Genomic DNA, 14,949 nt, shown 5'->3' on the forward strand with positions numbered 1-14,949 from the left:
TGAGCGTAACCGTCGACCGGGCCGCCTCGGGCGGCGCGGTCAGCCGCGCGCGAGCACGGCGACGAGGTCCTCGGCGACGTCGCGGTCGGTGTAGGCCTCGAAGTCCTCCTCGTCGAGGGAGTTGACCTCGAGCGAGACGACGGCCGTCCGGTCCTCGTCGACGAGGACGGCGCGCCGCATCCCCTGCGGGTTCGTCGGGTACCAGCGCGACAGCACCGAGATCTGCAGGCCGGCGACCTCCACGACGGTGACGTCGTTCTCCTGCACGGGCAGGTCGGTGTCGTCGGCGAGGTCGGCCGCGACGGCCTCGGCCGTGGCCAGGTCGGCCACCTGGATCAGCTGGACGTCCCCGGCGTAGTGGTCGCGGTCCCAGATGCTGCAGACGTAGAGGTAGTCGTCGTCGGAGGAGCTGAAGCCCAGACGTCCGAACCCGGCACCGGTCGTCGTCGGCTCGACCCCGGCGATCGTCGTGCCCTCCTCGAACGTCAGGCACGAGCCGTCGGCATCGAGGACCGGCATCGCTGCGTCGAACCCGTCGGAGCTGGGCCACTGCTCGGCGGTCTCCTCCAGCCAGGACTGGGGGACTCCGGTCACCTCGACGTCCTCGATGTCGACGTCGCCGTTCCCGCCGCAGCCGACGAGGGCGAAGACGGTCAGCAGGGGCGCGAGCCGCCGTACCCTCATGCGTCGAGCAGGTCGTGGCGCACGATGGTCTGCTCGCGGTCCGGGCCGACGCCGATCGTCGAGATCCGCGCGCCGGAGATCGACTCGAGCGCCAGGACGTAGTCCTGGGCACTCTGGGGGAGGTCGGAGAACTCGCGGCAGGCCGAGATGTCCTCGCTCCAGCCCGGGAACATCTCGTAGATCGGCTTCGCGTGGTGGAAGCCGGTCTGCGTCATCGGCATCTCCTCGACGCGCTCGCCGTCGATCTCGTAGGCGACGCAGACGGGGATCTGGTCCCAGCCGGTGAGGACGTCGAGCTTGGTGAGGACGAAGTCGGTGACGCCGTTGATGCGGGCGGCGTAGCGGGCGATCGGTGCGTCGTACCAGCCGCAGCGACGCGGACGACCCGTCGTGGTGCCGAACTCGCCGCCGTTCTCACGCAGCCGGTCGCCGTTCGCGTCGAACAGCTCCGTCGGGAACGGGCCCTCGCCGACGCGGGTGGCGTACGCCTTGACGATGCCGATGACGCGGGTGATGCGCGTGGGGGCGATGCCCGAGCCGGTGCACGCACCCCCGGTGGTGGCCGACGAGGACGTCACGAAGGGGTAGGTGCCGTGGTCGACGTCGAGCAGCGTGGCCTGGCCGGCCTCGAGCAGCACGGTCTCGCCGCGCTCGAGCGCCTCGTGCAGGTGCAACGTCGTGTCGGCGACCATCGGGCGGAGCCGGTCGACGTACGACAGCAGCTCCTCGACGATCTCGTCGACCTCGACGGCGCGTCGGTTGTAGACCTTGGTGAGGATCTGGTTCTTCAGCTCCAGCGCTCCCTCGACCTTCTGGCGCAGGATCTTCTCGTCGAAGAGGTCCTGCACGCGGACGCCGAGACGGTTCATCTTGTCGGCGTACGTCGGCCCGATGCCGCGGCCCGTGGTGCCGATCTTGCGGCTGCCGAGGAACCGTTCGGCGACCTTGTCGAGGGTGCGGTTGTAGTCGGCGATGACGTGCGCGTTGGCGCTGATGAGCAGGTTGCTGGTGTCGATGCCGCGCGCCTCGAGACCGTCGATCTCCTCGAACAGCACCGACAGGTCGACGACGACGCCGTTGCCGATGACCGGCGTGCACCCGGGGCTGAGGATGCCGCTCGGCAGCAGGTGCAGGGCGTACTTCTCGTCGCCGATGACGACGGTGTGTCCGGCGTTGTTGCCGCCGTTGAACTTCACGACGTGGTCGACGCGGCTGCCGAGCAGGTCGGTGGCCTTGCCCTTGCCCTCGTCACCCCACTGGGCTCCGACGATGACGACTGCGGGCATCGGAATGCACCCCTCGAACACGAGACAAGCCCCGTGTCCGGGGCTCTGACCGGGGCAGTCTATCGCCGCCGGGCCTATGCTCTCCACGGGACGAGGGAGCGACATGGGTCAGTGGGTGGCGATCGCCAACGCCAAGGCAGGCACGAGCACGCCCGACGAGGTCGAGGCCGTCGTCGAGGTGCTGCGCGAGGTGCACGAGGTCCGACTGGTCGAGACCGCCGGGACGGACGAGCTGCGCGACGCGCTCGCGGACGTCGCCGACGGCACCGTGGTGGCCGCGATCGGTGGCGACGGCAGCCTGCACGCCGTCGTCGCCGCGCTCGACGACCTCGACCGCCTGTCCGACGTCGTGGTGGCGCTGGTCCCGCGGGGCACCGGCAACGACTTCGCGCGCACCATCGGCATGGACCGCGACGGGTCCGTCGACGCCGCCCGGCAGCTCCTCGACGGCCACGAGGTGACTATCGACCTCATCCGCGACGAGCGCGACGCGGTGGTCGTCAACGCGGTACACATCGGCATCGGCGCGGAGGCGGCGATCGAGGCCAAGCCGTGGAAGCGTGTCCTCGGCCGGGTCGGGTACGCGATCGGCGCGACGATCTCCGGTGTCAAGCACCGCGGGTTCCGGGCGCGGGTGGAGGTCGACGGCGAGCCGGTGCGCCACCGGGGGCGGATCATCCAGGTGGCCGTCGGCAACGGCCGGTACATCGGTGGTGGAGCGCCGCTGCTGCCCGAGGCCGAGGCGGGTGACGGTCTGCTCGACGTCGCGATCTCCTGGTCGAACCCGCGACTGCGACGGCTCGGGTACGCGTGGCGACTGCGCAAGGGACGCCACCCGCTGCGCGACGACGTGGAGTACCTGAAGGGCCGGACCGTGCGGGTCGTGGGCGAGGCCACCGGCAGCAACGCCGACGGTGAGATCGGCCCGCCCGTCACGACCTACGAGTGGCGCATCGAGCCGGGCGCGCTGCGCTTCCTCGTCCCCCGCGACGAGGACCGCGCCGAGGCGTCGAACTAGACGAGCGGCGGGTCGTCGACGGTCGGTCGCCGGCGCCGACGACGAGAGGTGCGGTTCGCGACGGCGACCCATGCCACGACGGAGACGCACGTCGCCACGAAGAGGAGGCGGGCGGCCAGCAGCATGCCCTGTCGGCGCGAGTCCTCGCCGTCGATGGTCCACAGCCTGACGACGTCGTCGACCACCCGGAGGATGCCGAGCCCGCTGCGCCCGTCGGCAGGGAGGGCGGGGACCATGACGGTCGACAGTGCCGTCACGAGCAGCAGGGAGAGGGACGAGAGCACGACGAGGGCGGCGTCGGGCTCGCCGCCGCGTCGTCGCAGCACCCATCGGACGAGGTGGACGAGGGGCCACAGGACGAGCCCGCACACGAGCCAGCCGAGCAGCGAGGCGAGCGTGACCAGGAGGGCGAGGACGAGCGGCATGAGGAGCACGCTCGCGTCCTCGTCGGGCTGGACGACGAGCGGCAGGACGAGCGGCAGGCCGACGACCGCGGTGAGCACCGGCGCCAGGAACAGGGGCCACAGGGTGGGGAACAGCGACGGCTGGGGTTCACGACGCGCGGCCAGCTGCATCGCGGCGATGCCGTCGACGCGCAGGCCGGCGACGACGCCACAGATGGCAGCGACGGCGCTCAGGGCCCACAGGCCCGCCTCGATGTCACCGTAGAGGGGGTACACCTGGGTCAGTGCCGCGGCGACGACGAGGAGTCCGACGGCTCGACCGCCCCAGGCCGGCTCGAGACCGGTGGGCGGTCGCCACGACGACGCCATCGGGGGTTCTCGCTCACACCAGCTCGGCGTACGCCTCAGGGCTCGACTCGCGCAGGAACTCCCGGCAGCGGTGCGCCTCGGCCTCGTCGCCGAGCCGCTCGGACCCGGTGGCCAGCACGGCGAGGGAGCGCAGGAATCCGCGGTTCGGCTCGTGCGACCATGGCACGGGGCCGTGCCCCTTCCACCCGTTGCGCCGCAGCGCGTCGAGGGAACGGTGGTAGGCGGTGCGCGCGAACGCGTACCCCTCGAGGTCGCGGCCCTCGATGAACGCCGCCTCCGCGAGCAGCGACCACGCGAGCGTGGAGTCCGGGTGCGTCGCGGCGACCGACTGCACGTCGTCGCCGGCGTCGATGGCTGCGGCCCCCGAGTCGGCGGGCAGGAAGGTCTCGGGCGGCTCGCCCAGCAGGTTCGTCATGCCCCGACCCTACGATCCGTGTCGCTGATTCCCAGGACCACCTGGGAATCAGACCCAGGGCACGGCTTTCCTGCGCGCCTCACGGGATGCTCCCCATGATCAGTGCGGGAGGACCATGGTCGACGCCTGTCCACACCGGACGGAGGGCTGGACCCGCTGTCCACAGGCCAGGTCGGAGCGGGCCCGTTCAAGGCCGGATCGAGCACACCATGTCTCCATGGACGATCCCCTGCTGAGACACGTCGCCGAACGCAACGGGGGGTACCTCCATCGTGAGGACCTCCTGGCACTGGGTGAGACGGACCGCTCCATCGCCCGCGCCCTTCGGGACCGGACGTTGGTCCGGATCCGTGTGGGCACCTACGCCTTCCGCGACCGCGTCGATGCGCTCGATCCTCTCGGCAGGCACGTCGTCCTGGCCCGCGCCACGATCGACAAGCTGCCGGCCGGCTCGGTCGCGCTCTCCCACGCCAGCGCCGCGGCGCTGCACGGCATCGAGCTCTTCGACGTCGATCTGTCCGTCGTCCACCTGACCCGTCTGGACGACGGCTCGGGGCGCATCGAGTCGGGGATCCAGCACCACACGGGTTCACCGGCACCCGAGGAGATCGTGGAGCTCGACGGTCGCCTCGTCACCTCGGCGTCGCGGGCAGCGTGGGAGACCGCCTGCTCGACGTCGAGCAGGGGAGCACTGGTGGTGCTCGACTCCGCGTTGCGGCGCGGGTCGATGTCGCCGGAGGAGCTGGCTGACACCGTCGGCCGGTACGCGACCTGGCGGGGCTCACGACGAGCGCGGCTCATGGCGAGGCTCGCCGACCCGGGCGCCGAGTCCGTCGGTGAGTCCCTGCTGCGGTTCCTCTGCTGGGAGGAGGCGTTGCCGGCTCCGGAGACCCAGCTCGAGGTGGTCGACGGACATGGCCGACTGCTCGGTCGCAGCGACCTCGGCTGGCGTCTGTACCGTCATCTCGCGGAGTTCGATGGCATGCGCAAGTACTGGCGTGACCGGCGTGCCGGAGAGGATGCGAGCGACGTCGTCGTCAGGGAGAAGGCCCGTGAGGATGCGATGCGCGCTCAGGGCTGGGGCATGACCCGCACGACGTGGCCGGACGTCCTGCGTGACTCGTCGAGGGCGACGGGTGCACGCCTCCGGCACGAGCTGGAGCAGTCCCACCGCCTCTACGCGCGCGGACGTCGCGTCATCGCCTGAACGGCCCGACCGCATGAGTCACGGGAATCTGTCGCGGACCACGCGATGTTTCCCGTGGTCCGCGACAGTTCTCCGAGCCCGATGTCGGATTCCCAGGTCCTCCTGGGAATCGGGCATCCGTCAGAGGCGGGTGCCGGCCGAGCGCAGGTTCTGGCAGGCCTCCACGACGCGGGATGCCATGCCGGCCTCGGCGGCCTTGCCCCAGGCGCGCGGATCGTAGGCCTTCTTGTTGCCGACCTCGCCGTCGACCTTCAGGACGCCGTCGTAGTTGTCGAACATGTGGCCGGCGACGGGGCGGGTGAACGCGTACTGGGTGTCGGTGTCGACGTTCATCTTGACGACGCCGTAGTCGACGGCCGCGGAGATCTCCTCGGGCAGGGAGCCGGAGCCGCCGTGGAAGACGAAGTCGAACGCGTTCGCCGTGCCGAACTCCGCCTCGACGGCGTCCTGAGCGGCCTTGAGGACCTCGGGGCGCAGCTTCACGTTGCCGGGCTTGTAGACGCCGTGGACGTTGCCGAACGTCAGAGCGGTGAGGTAGCGGCCCTTCTCGCCGAGGCCGAGGGCGCGGACGGTGGCGAGGGCGTCCTCGGGGGTCGTGTAGAGCTTGTCGTTGATCTCGGCCTCGACGCCGTCCTCCTCGCCGCCGACGACGCCGATCTCGACCTCGAGGATGATCTTCGCGGCGGCGGACAGCGCGAGCAGCTCCTCGGCGATCTGCAGGTTCTCCTCCAGCGGCACGGCCGAGCCGTCCCACATGTGCGACTGGAAGTAGGGCAGGCCGCCGGCCTGCACGCGCTCGGTGGACGCGGCGATGAGGGGCCGGACGAACCCGTCGAGCTTGTCCTTGGGGCAGTGGTCGGTGTGCAGCGCGACGTTGACCGGGTACTTCTTGGCGACCTCCTGCGCGAAGGCGGCGAATCCGAGGGAGCCGGAGACCATGTTCTTGACGGTGGGCCCGGAGAAGTAGTCGGCGCCGCCGGTGGAGACCTGGATGATGCCGTCGGACTCGGCCTCGGCGAAGCCGGCGAGTGCGGCGTTCAGGGTCTGGGAGGAGGAGACGTTGATGGCCGGGAACGCGAACGACTCGCGCTTGGCCTTGTCGAGCATCTCGGCGTAGACCTCGGGGGTGGCGACGGGCATGGGCTCTCCTCGTGGACGGTCGTGCGGCGGTCCGGCCAGCCTATCGCCGCTCGTGGCCGCCCGGCCTCACGCGGGTCGGCCGGTGCCGGCGGCGAGCTCCTTGGTCAGGGCCCGTGCGACGACCTGGATGGGGCTCCACACGCTGGAGAACGGTGGCGCGTACGACAGGTCGGTCATGACGAGCTCGTCGACGGTGAGCCCGTTCCACAGGGCCATCGCGGCGGCGTCGATGCGCAGGCCGGAACCGGCGCCACCGGCGACCTGCACGCCAAGGAGACGGCGGGTGCTGCGGTCGGCGATGCCGAGGCCGTGCATGGACTCCGTACCGGGGTAGTAGCCGGCGCGCGTCGTGGTCTCGATCGTGGTGACGACGGGGTCGAACCCGGCGTCGCGGGCCTGCTGCTCGCCGAGCCCGGTGCGGGCGATCTCGAGGTCGCAGAACTTGGTGATCGCCGTCTGGACGATGCCGGGGAAGGTCCGCCCGGACCAGGTGGCGCCCAGCGAGGCGGCGATCGACTCCCCGGCGACGAGACCCTGCTTGTTCGCGTGCGTGCCGAGCGGGACATGCACGAGGTCGCCGGTGAGGCGGTCGAGCGTGACGACGCAGTCGCCGGCGGACCACACGTCGTCGAGACCGGTGAGGCGCTGCTGGTCGTCGGTGACGAAGCCGTCCTTCATCCCCTTCTGCGCGTCGGGCAGCAGGCTCGATCGGGGGGTCACGCCGAACGCGACGACGACGATGTCGGCCTCGTGCTCGCCCTCGGCGGTCTGCACGGACGTCACCCGTCCGTCGCTCGTGCCGAAACCGGTCACCTCCGCCTCGGTGACGAGCTCGACGCCGAAGCGGCCCATGGCCTCGGCGATGACCTCGCCGATGTGGTCCTCGACGATCGGCAGCGGCGTGCTCTCGCGCTCGATCACGGTGGTGCGAAGACCGCGACCGGCGAACGCCTCGGCCATCTCCATGCCGATGTAGCCGCTGCCGACGACGACGGCGCGGCGGACGTCGCCGTCGAGCGCGTCGAGGACGGCGTGGCCGTCGTCGATGTCCTTGATGGTGTGGATGCCGGTGGCGTCGATGCCGGGCAGGTCGGGTCGCACGGATGCGGCGCCGGTGCCCACCACGAGCCGGTCCCACGCGAGGGTGTGCTCGCCGGCGGCGTCGGTGTACGTGACGGTCCGGGCGTCGACGTCGACGCCGGTGGCGGTGCTCTCCAGGCGGACGTCGATGCCGCGCTCGCGGTGCTGCTCGGGGGTGCGTGCCACGAGGTCGTCGCACGAGTCGATCTCGCCGCCGATCCAGAACGGGATGCCGCAGGCGGAGTAGGACGTGTAGGTGCCGCGCTCGAGCACGACGACCTCGACGTCGTCGACGAGACGGTTGACGGCGGACGCGGCGGTCATCCCCGCGGCGTCACCGCCGATGACGAGCACGCGTGGAGCCATGGGCAGAGCGTAGGACGGCGCCGTCCGGGACGCAGGTCGGCTCAGGAGCAGAGGCGCTCGAGCACGGCCTGGAGCTCGGGTCCGACGTGCAGACGGGTCCGCTCGGCATCGATGCTGGTCAGCTGCGTGGTCGTCGTCCCGTCCCACCAGTGCACGTGGGGACTGAGCGGATCGTCGGACTGCTGGAAGCCGGCGTGCGTCATCTGGGTGAGCACCTGCAGGCTCGCGACCGAGCGGGTGTCGCGCAGGGGGTGGACGAGCAGCTCGGTGGGGGTGGGAGTGGCGACGAAGACGCCGTCGGGGGCGGCTCCGAGCTCGGCGTGGGCGAGGATCGCGGGCAGGACGAGCGCAGTGGCGGCGGTCAGGGGCGAGTCCGACGTGAGGAGCGTGACCCCGACCTCCTCGTTGCCGAGGTGGTGCACCTCGAGGTCGGCGACGACCTGCCCGAGGGCCTGCAGAGCCGTCGTGCGGGCGGCCCGCGGCCCTCCCAGCCGCTCGACGGCGTCGTCGTCGAGGGGATGTCCGGTGTCGTCGACGAGGACGGCGACGAGGTCGTCGGAGAAGGTTCGGCTCGTGCCGGCCGGCAGGTCGGCGGGAGCGGTCGCGCGGGGGACCAGCCTCACGAGGGCTGGGCGGGGGCGAGGGGCTCTGCTCATGCGAGCTCGGCGTGTCGGCGCACCCATGCGTGCATGGCGATGGCGGCGGCCGCTCCGGCGTTGATGGACCGGGTCGAGCCGAACTGGGCGATGGACAGCGTGGTGCGGCACGCCGCCCGGGCGGCGTCGGAGAGTCCCGGGCCCTCCTGGCCGAGGACGAGGACGCACGCGGCGGGCAGCTCGGCGGTCTCCAGGGGTTCGGCGCCGGGCAGGTTGTCGATGCCGAGCAGCGGCAGGCCTTCGTCACGGGCCCAGTCGGTCAGCGCGGCGACGTCCTCGTGGTGGCGCACGTGCAGGTAGCGGTCGGTGACCATCGCACCGCGACGGTTCCAGCGGCGACGGCCGACGACGTGCACCGCGGCCGCGTTGAAGGCGTTGGCCGTGCGCACCACCGATCCGATGTTGAAGTCGTGCTCCCAGTTCTCGATGGCGACGTGGAAGCCGTGCCGGCGGGTGTCGAGGTCGGCGAGGATCGCCTCGACGCTCCAGTAGCGGTAGGCGTCGACGACGTTGCGGCGGTCGCCGTGCTCGAGCAGCTCGGGGTCGTAGCGAGGGTCGTCGGGCCAGGGCCCCTCCCACGGCCCGACCCCGACGCCGGCGCGGGAGCCGACCGGCTCGCTCACACGCCGTGCTCGGCGCGGTAGGCGCGGACGGCCGGCAGGTGCTCGGCGAAGCGTCCGGTGGCATCGAGGTGCTCGATGACGTCGTCGAGGGTGACGATGGCGTGGACGCGGGCGCCGGTGTCGCGCTCGACCTCGGCGATGGCCGAGAGGTCGCCGGTGCCGCGCTCCTGCCGGTCGACGGCCACGACGATGCCGGCGAGGCTCGCCCCGGCGTCGTCGATCAGGGGAAGGACCTCGCGGATCGCCTTGCCGGAGGTGATGACGTCGTCGATGACCACGACGCGACCCTGCAGCGGCGCTCCGACGATCATCCCGCCCTCGCCGTGGTCCTTCGCCTCCTTGCGGTTGAAGCACCACGGGAGGTCGCGGTCGTGGTGCTCGGCCAGCTGGACGGCGGTGGCCGCGGCCAGGGGGATGCCCTTGTACGCGGGACCGAGCAGGACGTCGACGTCGAGGTCCGCGGCGAGCACGGCCTGGGCGTAGAAGCGGCCGAGCCCCGCGAGGCCCGCTCCGGTGCGGATGTTGCCGGCGTTGAAGAAGTACGGCGACCGGCGCCCGGACTTGAGGGTGAAGTCGCCGAACCTCAGCACCTCGTGGTCCAGGGCCAGCTCGATGAACTCGTGCTGGTAGTCGTGCATCAGGCGGTGGCTTCTCGCTTGTCCACGGTGTCGACGAGGTCGCCGAAGACGACGTTGCGGTTGCGGGTGTGGAAGAGCTCCGAGCACGTCAGCATCGTCAGGCGTGCCTCGGTGGGCTGCTCGCCGCGCAGGTCCGGGTCGGGGACGGGCTGCAGCGGCCACCCGACGGTGAAGTCGAGGGTGAGGGAGTCGCCGTCGTTCTCGAGCTCGTAGGTGTAGACGTGGGTGCGGGTCTCCACCTCGACGAGGTCGCCCGCGCGCAGCTCCAGGAAGTCGCGGAACGGCTCACCGTGGGTGACGCGGTGCCCGGCGATGGCGAAGTTGCCGATCTCCCCGGGCAGGGCGCCCTCCTCGTACCAGCCGACGCCGCGGGCGAGGTCCTCGTCCTCGAACCCCTTGACGATCGGGACCTCGTAGTCGTCGCCCCAGCGCTCGACGCGCAGGACGCCGATGGCGTCGGAGTCCAGACCCTGGCCCCAGTCCTCGTCGAGGGCCTGCAGGATCTGGCTGTGCTCCTGCTTGGCCACGACGTTGGTGCCCCAGTACTGCCACGCACCCCAGCCGAGGATCCCGAGACCGCCGAGCATGAGCGAGAGGCCCAGCACGGTGACGATCGGGTTGCGCCGGCGCTTCTGCGCGCGGCGTCGCGGCGCCTGGTCGGTCACGTCGGTAGTCATCGATCCCATCGTCTCATGGGGTTCGAAGCGCTGTCGCGGACGATTCTCTTGAGATTTTGCTGAAAGCGCTTGCCCGCCGCCACCGCTGTCCTAGACTGGAGACATCACCCCGCCGGTTCACCCCCCGAGACCGGCGGGGTGACTCATGTCCGGGGCCGGTCCCGGGACTCGACGGCGGATCAGCGCATGACCCCGAGAGGCTCGCGCGTCACCCCGGGGAAGACCCGCGAGAGGTCGATCTCCGGGAACCGGGCGGCGAGGACCTCGCCCAGCAGGCTGCGGTAGTCGGTGGTGACGGCCAGGTCGCCGTCGACCTGCTGGGCCCGCCCGAGCCCCGGCCAGCGTCCGTAGTACTGGCCGCCTCGCACGCCCGCGCCCATGAGCAGGACGCAGTTGCCGTACCCGTGGTCGACGCCGGCGGAACCGTTCTCCTGCAGACGTCGACCGAACTCGCTCAGCGTGATGACGGTGACGCGGGACGCGTGCGACCCGAGGTCGGTGAAGAACGCCGCGAGGTCGGTCGCGAGCTTGCCGATCGTGTCCTCGACGTTCCAGCGCAGGCCGGCGTGGTGGTCCCACCCGCCGGCGTCGACGGCCAGCGCGCGGACGCCGACGGCCGCCTTGATGAGCGCCGCGCCGTGCGCGAGGGCCGCTCCGGCCTCGGAGTAGCGGGCGTAGGCGGCACCGTTGGCGGGCTTGCGCTCGATCGCGCTGCTGATGGCGGCCGAACGCTTGGACAGCGCCAGGGCCTCGCCAGCCGCGCGTCCGAGCACGTCCTTGCGCCCGCCGTACTGGCGGCGCCAGGTGTCCTCGAGGACGCCCGTGATGCGGGGGTTCTCGTGCATCGGCATCGTCAGGTCGTCCAGGCGTCCGGTCGCCAGCGCGGGGGCCGGACCCAGCAGGGAGGTCGGCATCGTCGTGTTCCCGAGCTGCAGGCCGCGCATCACGTCGGCCTGCCCGGCCAGGCCCGCGATCATCCGGTTGATCCAGCCGATCCGCTCGGGGCTGCCGGGGTCGGCGTCCTCCACGATCTCCATCGCCTCGAAGTGGCTCCGGTTCGGTGCGGGGAGACCGACGGCGTGGGCGGCGGCGAGCTCGCCGCGCTCCCACCAGGGACTGAGCGGCGCGAACGCCGGGTGCAGGCCGAAGGTGTCGTCGCGGTGCAGCACCTGGGTGGCCTTGATCGCCGTGGAGGGCCGCGCGGCGTGGTAGGCGGGCTCGGCGTGCGGGACGACCATCGAGAGGCCGTCGGCGCCTCCACGCAGCGACAGGACGACGAGCACGTTCGCGTTGGTGGATCCGAAGACCGTGGAGGTCAGGGCGCCCCCGGTCATCGAGGTGACGACGCCGGCCATGGAGGCCAGGCCCGCGGCACGCAGCAGCGAGCGGCGGGTCATCGAGTAGTCGGGGCAGCCGCAGGGCTCGGTCTCGTTCATCGCAGCATCCCGTGGGGTGTGTTCAGCAGGGTCCCGCGGATCACGATGAGGTGCCACGGGTCGACCTCGGAGGCCCGCCGCCAGCGGGCCGAGGCCGGGCGTTCGAGGACGCGGCTGATGGCCCGCACCGCCTCGGGGTCGGCGGATCGGCCGAGGAGCATCCGCGACTGGTGCTCGACGATCTCGTCGAGTCGCCGCGGCCACTGTGTGGGCAGGGTCGAGGCCTGCTTCGGGCGGGTCATCGCGGTGGACTTCCACCAGTTGCCGGGCAGGGCGTAGTGCAGCTCCCACGAGCGCAGCATGCGGGCCGGGGAGGCGTACACCTCCGACGTCTCGGGGAACCCGTCCGGCCGCGGCCAGCGGAACGGCTGCTGGCCCATGGACTCCGACATCCACACCAGCTGACGCACGAAGCCGTTGTCGTCGCCGCGACCGGTCGGGCGCATCCCGAGCAGCCGGGCGACGTTCACGGCGTCCTCGACGGGGGTGCGCAGCTTGGACCGCCGGGACGCGTAGTACTCCGGATGGGCGCGCAGGGCCTTCAGACTGGCCTTCACGTCGCCGCCGGATCGCGAGTACGCCGTGGCGACGGCCTTGACGATCGCGCCGGGCGGCTCGTCGCGCACGAAGCGTCGGCACAGCCTGCGGGCGACCCGCTCGGCGGTCGCCGGATGGGTGGAGAGGTAGGTCAGCAGCGCGGAGAGCGCCGCCCGTCCGTCCGGGTCGCTGTTGGCGTGCCGGAAGCCGAGGACCGAGACCGGACCGGTCCAGTGGTCGCCCGGGGAGTAGCTGGCGTCGTAGCCGTCGAAGATCCGGACGCGGAACCCGGTGAGCAGTCGGGAGGCGTTCAGCACGTCGGCCTCGGTGTACCCGGCACCGCGCCCGACGGTGAACAGCTCCAGGAGCTCGCGTCCGAGGTTCTCGTTGACGCCGCGCTTGGTGTTCTCGTGGTTGGTGAGCCACCCGGACATGGCTGGGTGGACGACCGCCTCGCGCAGGAGCGCCCCGTAGCTGGTCAGCGCGTTCTTGCGGATCGCCTGGTCGTAGGAGTACCGCCACGGGAACGACCGGTCCTCGCAGGCGGGGATGTAGAGCAGGTTCGACCAGAAGTCGCTCATCACCTCGTGCACCTGTCGCATGGACAGGATGCGTCGCGCCAGCGTGTACGACGTGAAGTCCATGCCGTAGTCCCAGCCGCTCGCCCGGCCGGCCGTGACCTCCGCCCATGCCTGGCCGGGGCTGTGGGACAGCCGCGGGAACCAGGACGCGACGGCGCCGGCGGCGCTGTCCTTGATCGCGGTGTGGCGCAGCTGGGCGTCGAACCAGGCGTTGCTGGACCCGCGCGTGCGCACGTCCTTGATGACGGCGGCGTCGACACCGAAGGTGAAGCGACTGACGTCGTGATGGTTCCGAGCGCTCAGCGGCTTCGGCTTGACGGCAGCAGACAGGCGTCCGCTCATGAGTTCCCCCTGCTCACGGCGAGACCGTCTCCCGGCAGTCTCGGTGCAGACATCATGCGCCCGTCCGACGCGGTGCGCCACGTGTTCGCGGAGATTCCCCGCGTACAGTCGTGACGATGAGGACGAGCACGGCACGTCTGGACGGTCTGGGCACGACGATCTTCGCGCAGATGAGCGCCCTCGCGCAGCGCACCGGCGCGGTGAACCTGGGCCAGGGGTTCCCCGACACCGACGGACCGCACGAGGTGCTCGAGGCAGCCGTCCACGCGCTGCGCTCGGGACGCAACCAGTACGCCCCCGGAGCCGGGGTGCCGGAGCTGCGCCGGGCGATCGCCGCGCACCAGCACCGCTTCTACGGCATGGAGCTGGACCCGGAGACGGAGGTCGCGGTGACCACCGGCGCGACGGAGGCGATCGCGGCGGCCATGCTCGCGTTCGTCGAGGCCGGCGACGAGGTGATCGTGCTCGAGCCGTACTACGACTCCTACGTCGCGGTGATCCAGATGGTCGGCGGTGTCCGGCGCCCGGTGACGCTGAGGGCACCCGACTTCCGTCTGCCGGTCGACGAGCTGCGGGCCGCGGTGGGCCCGCGCACCACGACGATCGTCCTGAACAGCCCGCACAACCCGACGGGCGCGGTGCTGAGGGCCGAGGAGCTCGAGGCGGTCGCGCAGGTGGCCCGCGAGCACGACCTCGTCGTCGTGAGCGACGAGGTGTACGAGCACCTGACGTTCGACGTCCCGCACGTGCCGATCGCGACGTTGCCGGGCATGGCCGAGCGCACCCTCACGGTCTCCAGCGGCGGCAAGACGTTCTCGTTCACCGGCTGGAAGGTCGGATGGGCGTGCGGGCCCGCGCCGCTGATCGAGTCGCTGCTCAAGGCCAAGCAGTTCATGACCTTCACCTCGGGGGCTCCGCTGCAGCCGGCGATCGCGGAGGCGTTGATGCTGGGCGACGACTTCTTCGCCGAGTTCTCCGCGGGGATGCGGGCCCGCCGCGACCAGCTGTGCACCGGCCTCGCGGAGATCGGGTTCGACGTGTTCGTGCCCGACGGGACGTACTTCGCGACCACCGACATCCGTCCGCTCGGCTTCGACGACGGGCTCGAGTTCTGCCGGTCGCTGCCGGAGCGCGCGGGTGTCGTGGCGGTCCCGCACCAGGCCTTCTACGACGACGTCGAGGCGGGCCGCCCCCTCGTCCGGTGGGCGTTCTGCAAGCGCCCCGAGGTGATCGACGAGGCGCTGTGGCGGTTGTCGGTCCTCAGCTGAACGCGCAGCCCCGCTTCGCGCCGAACCGGCCGAGGACCATCGCTGCCGGGCACCAGCCCGTGATGCTGGACTGCAGCAGGTTGGCCCCGACGAAACCGGTGAGCAGCAGCCACCAGGGCGAGACGAGGACGGCGAGGACGGTGCCGACCAGCACGAGATTGCCGGCCAGGGCGAGGACGAGTCGATCGACGGTCACGAGGGGTCTCCTGGGGTAGGGCTGGA

At 71.4% G+C, this 14,949-nt stretch carries 16 protein-coding genes; 3 read left to right on the forward strand and 13 right to left on the reverse strand.

The annotated features are described in order from the left end of the window. Nucleotides 1-39: 39 nt before the first annotated feature. Both ABD213_RS11570 and ABD213_RS11575 read right to left on the reverse strand, forming a co-directional pair. The gene (locus ABD213_RS11570; RefSeq protein WP_344328576.1) at nucleotides 40-684 is read right to left on the reverse strand and encodes a hypothetical protein; all 645 of its coding nucleotides are present in this window, start codon (nucleotides 682-684) and stop codon (nucleotides 40-42) included. After that, nucleotides 681-1,970: an adenylosuccinate synthase gene (locus tag ABD213_RS11575; protein ID WP_344328578.1), complete on the reverse strand. Its 1,290-nt coding sequence runs from the start codon at nucleotides 1,968-1,970 to the stop codon at nucleotides 681-683. The genes ABD213_RS11570 and ABD213_RS11575 overlap by 4 nt, the downstream gene beginning before the upstream one ends. Before the next feature lie 103 nt (nucleotides 1,971-2,073). Between ABD213_RS11575 and ABD213_RS11580 the strand changes: the two genes are divergently transcribed. Then, complete coding sequence (locus ABD213_RS11580) at nucleotides 2,074-2,988, forward strand: diacylglycerol/lipid kinase family protein (RefSeq protein WP_344328580.1); 915 nt, start codon at nucleotides 2,074-2,076, stop codon at nucleotides 2,986-2,988. Here the strand turns inward: ABD213_RS11580 and ABD213_RS11585 are convergent. Both ABD213_RS11585 and ABD213_RS11590 read right to left on the reverse strand, forming a co-directional pair. Next, complete coding sequence (locus tag ABD213_RS11585; protein ID WP_344328583.1) at nucleotides 2,985-3,761, reverse strand: hypothetical protein; 777 nt, start codon at nucleotides 3,759-3,761, stop codon at nucleotides 2,985-2,987. The two genes, ABD213_RS11580 and ABD213_RS11585, sit on opposite strands and share 4 nt — an antisense overlap. 13 nt (nucleotides 3,762-3,774) lie before the next feature. Next, entirely contained in the window at nucleotides 3,775-4,176 is a 402-nt protein-coding gene (locus ABD213_RS11590) for a DUF3151 domain-containing protein (RefSeq protein ID WP_344328584.1), read from the reverse strand. Between the two features lie 217 nt (nucleotides 4,177-4,393). Here ABD213_RS11590 and ABD213_RS11595 point away from each other — a divergent pair, with 217 nt between their 5' ends. Next, nucleotides 4,394-5,383 carry a type IV toxin-antitoxin system AbiEi family antitoxin domain-containing protein gene (locus tag ABD213_RS11595; protein ID WP_344328586.1) on the forward strand — a complete coding sequence of 330 codons (990 nt, stop codon included), beginning with the start codon at nucleotides 4,394-4,396 and terminating at the stop codon, nucleotides 5,381-5,383. Between the two features lie 120 nt (nucleotides 5,384-5,503). Here the strand turns inward: ABD213_RS11595 and fbaA are convergent, their stop codons facing one another. The 8 genes from fbaA to ABD213_RS11635 form a co-directional block, all read right to left on the reverse strand. Then, entirely contained in the window at nucleotides 5,504-6,523 is a 1,020-nt protein-coding gene (gene fbaA / locus ABD213_RS11600) for a class II fructose-bisphosphate aldolase (protein ID WP_344328588.1), read from the reverse strand. Between the two features lie 66 nt (nucleotides 6,524-6,589). Then, complete coding sequence (locus tag ABD213_RS11605) at nucleotides 6,590-7,969, reverse strand: FAD-dependent oxidoreductase (RefSeq protein ID WP_344328590.1); 1,380 nt, start codon at nucleotides 7,967-7,969, stop codon at nucleotides 6,590-6,592. A gap of 41 nt (nucleotides 7,970-8,010) precedes the next feature. Further along, on the reverse strand, nucleotides 8,011-8,625 hold the full coding sequence (locus ABD213_RS11610; protein WP_344328592.1) for a hypothetical protein: 615 nt from the start codon (nucleotides 8,623-8,625) through the stop codon (nucleotides 8,011-8,013). Further along, nucleotides 8,622-9,248 (reverse strand): TrmH family RNA methyltransferase, encoded by a 627-nt coding sequence (locus ABD213_RS11615; RefSeq protein WP_344328596.1) that lies wholly within the window; start codon nucleotides 9,246-9,248, stop codon nucleotides 8,622-8,624. Before ABD213_RS11615 ends, ABD213_RS11610 begins: the two co-directional genes overlap by 4 nt. Continuing rightward, nucleotides 9,245-9,886 (reverse strand): orotate phosphoribosyltransferase, encoded by a 642-nt coding sequence (gene pyrE / locus ABD213_RS11620; RefSeq protein WP_344328598.1) that lies wholly within the window; start codon nucleotides 9,884-9,886, stop codon nucleotides 9,245-9,247. The genes ABD213_RS11615 and pyrE overlap by 4 nt, the downstream gene beginning before the upstream one ends. Next, nucleotides 9,886-10,563: a sortase domain-containing protein gene (locus ABD213_RS11625; protein WP_344328602.1), complete on the reverse strand. Its 678-nt coding sequence runs from the start codon at nucleotides 10,561-10,563 to the stop codon at nucleotides 9,886-9,888. Before ABD213_RS11625 ends, pyrE begins: the two co-directional genes overlap by 1 nt. A 179-nt stretch (nucleotides 10,564-10,742) precedes the next feature. Next, nucleotides 10,743-11,999 carry a DUF1501 domain-containing protein gene (locus ABD213_RS11630; protein WP_344328604.1) on the reverse strand — a complete coding sequence of 419 codons (1,257 nt, stop codon included), beginning with the start codon at nucleotides 11,997-11,999 and terminating at the stop codon, nucleotides 10,743-10,745. Beyond that, complete coding sequence (locus ABD213_RS11635; protein ID WP_344328606.1) at nucleotides 11,996-13,459, reverse strand: DUF1800 domain-containing protein; 1,464 nt, start codon at nucleotides 13,457-13,459, stop codon at nucleotides 11,996-11,998. Before ABD213_RS11635 ends, ABD213_RS11630 begins: the two co-directional genes overlap by 4 nt. A 116-nt stretch (nucleotides 13,460-13,575) precedes the next feature. On the opposite strand from ABD213_RS11635, the gene ABD213_RS11640 reads away from it, so the two are divergent. Beyond that, nucleotides 13,576-14,727 carry a pyridoxal phosphate-dependent aminotransferase gene (locus ABD213_RS11640; protein WP_344328608.1) on the forward strand — a complete coding sequence of 384 codons (1,152 nt, stop codon included), beginning with the start codon at nucleotides 13,576-13,578 and terminating at the stop codon, nucleotides 14,725-14,727. Here ABD213_RS11640 and ABD213_RS11645 read toward each other — a convergent pair. Then, on the reverse strand, nucleotides 14,720-14,923 hold the full coding sequence (locus ABD213_RS11645; protein ID WP_344328612.1) for a YgaP family membrane protein: 204 nt from the start codon (nucleotides 14,921-14,923) through the stop codon (nucleotides 14,720-14,722). The two genes, ABD213_RS11640 and ABD213_RS11645, sit on opposite strands and share 8 nt — an antisense overlap. Nucleotides 14,924-14,949: the final 26 nt, after the last annotated feature.

It is taken from the genome of Aeromicrobium halocynthiae, from assembly GCF_039531385.1.
Lineage (GTDB): Bacteria > Actinomycetota > Actinomycetes > Propionibacteriales > Nocardioidaceae > Aeromicrobium > Aeromicrobium halocynthiae.

Excerpts from the sequence above, each read along its gene's own strand:
- ABD213_RS11575 (WP_344328578.1), bottom strand. The coding sequence starts at position 1,970 with ATGCCCGCAGTCGTCATCGTCGGAGCCCAGTGGGGTGACGAGGGCAAG.
- ABD213_RS11585 (WP_344328583.1), bottom strand. The coding sequence starts at position 3,761 with ATGGCGTCGTCGTGGCGACCGCCCACCGGTCTCGAGCCGGCCTGGGGC.
- ABD213_RS11640 (WP_344328608.1), top strand. The coding sequence starts at position 13,576 with ATGAGGACGAGCACGGCACGTCTGGACGGTCTGGGCACGACGATCTTC.
- pyrE (WP_344328598.1), bottom strand. The coding sequence starts at position 9,886 with ATGCACGACTACCAGCACGAGTTCATCGAGCTGGCCCTGGACCACGAG.
- ABD213_RS11595 (WP_344328586.1), top strand. The coding sequence starts at position 4,394 with ATGGACGATCCCCTGCTGAGACACGTCGCCGAACGCAACGGGGGGTAC.
- ABD213_RS11590 (WP_344328584.1), bottom strand. The coding sequence starts at position 4,176 with ATGACGAACCTGCTGGGCGAGCCGCCCGAGACCTTCCTGCCCGCCGAC.
- ABD213_RS11625 (WP_344328602.1), bottom strand. The coding sequence starts at position 10,563 with ATGACTACCGACGTGACCGACCAGGCGCCGCGACGCCGCGCGCAGAAG.
- ABD213_RS11570 (WP_344328576.1), bottom strand. The coding sequence starts at position 684 with ATGAGGGTACGGCGGCTCGCGCCCCTGCTGACCGTCTTCGCCCTCGTC.
- ABD213_RS11610 (WP_344328592.1), bottom strand. The coding sequence starts at position 8,625 with ATGAGCAGAGCCCCTCGCCCCCGCCCAGCCCTCGTGAGGCTGGTCCCC.
- ABD213_RS11580 (WP_344328580.1), top strand. The coding sequence starts at position 2,074 with ATGGGTCAGTGGGTGGCGATCGCCAACGCCAAGGCAGGCACGAGCACG.
- fbaA (WP_344328588.1), bottom strand. The coding sequence starts at position 6,523 with ATGCCCGTCGCCACCCCCGAGGTCTACGCCGAGATGCTCGACAAGGCC.
- ABD213_RS11630 (WP_344328604.1), bottom strand. The coding sequence starts at position 11,999 with ATGAACGAGACCGAGCCCTGCGGCTGCCCCGACTACTCGATGACCCGC.
- ABD213_RS11635 (WP_344328606.1), bottom strand. The coding sequence starts at position 13,459 with ATGAGCGGACGCCTGTCTGCTGCCGTCAAGCCGAAGCCGCTGAGCGCT.
- ABD213_RS11605 (WP_344328590.1), bottom strand. The coding sequence starts at position 7,969 with ATGGCTCCACGCGTGCTCGTCATCGGCGGTGACGCCGCGGGGATGACC.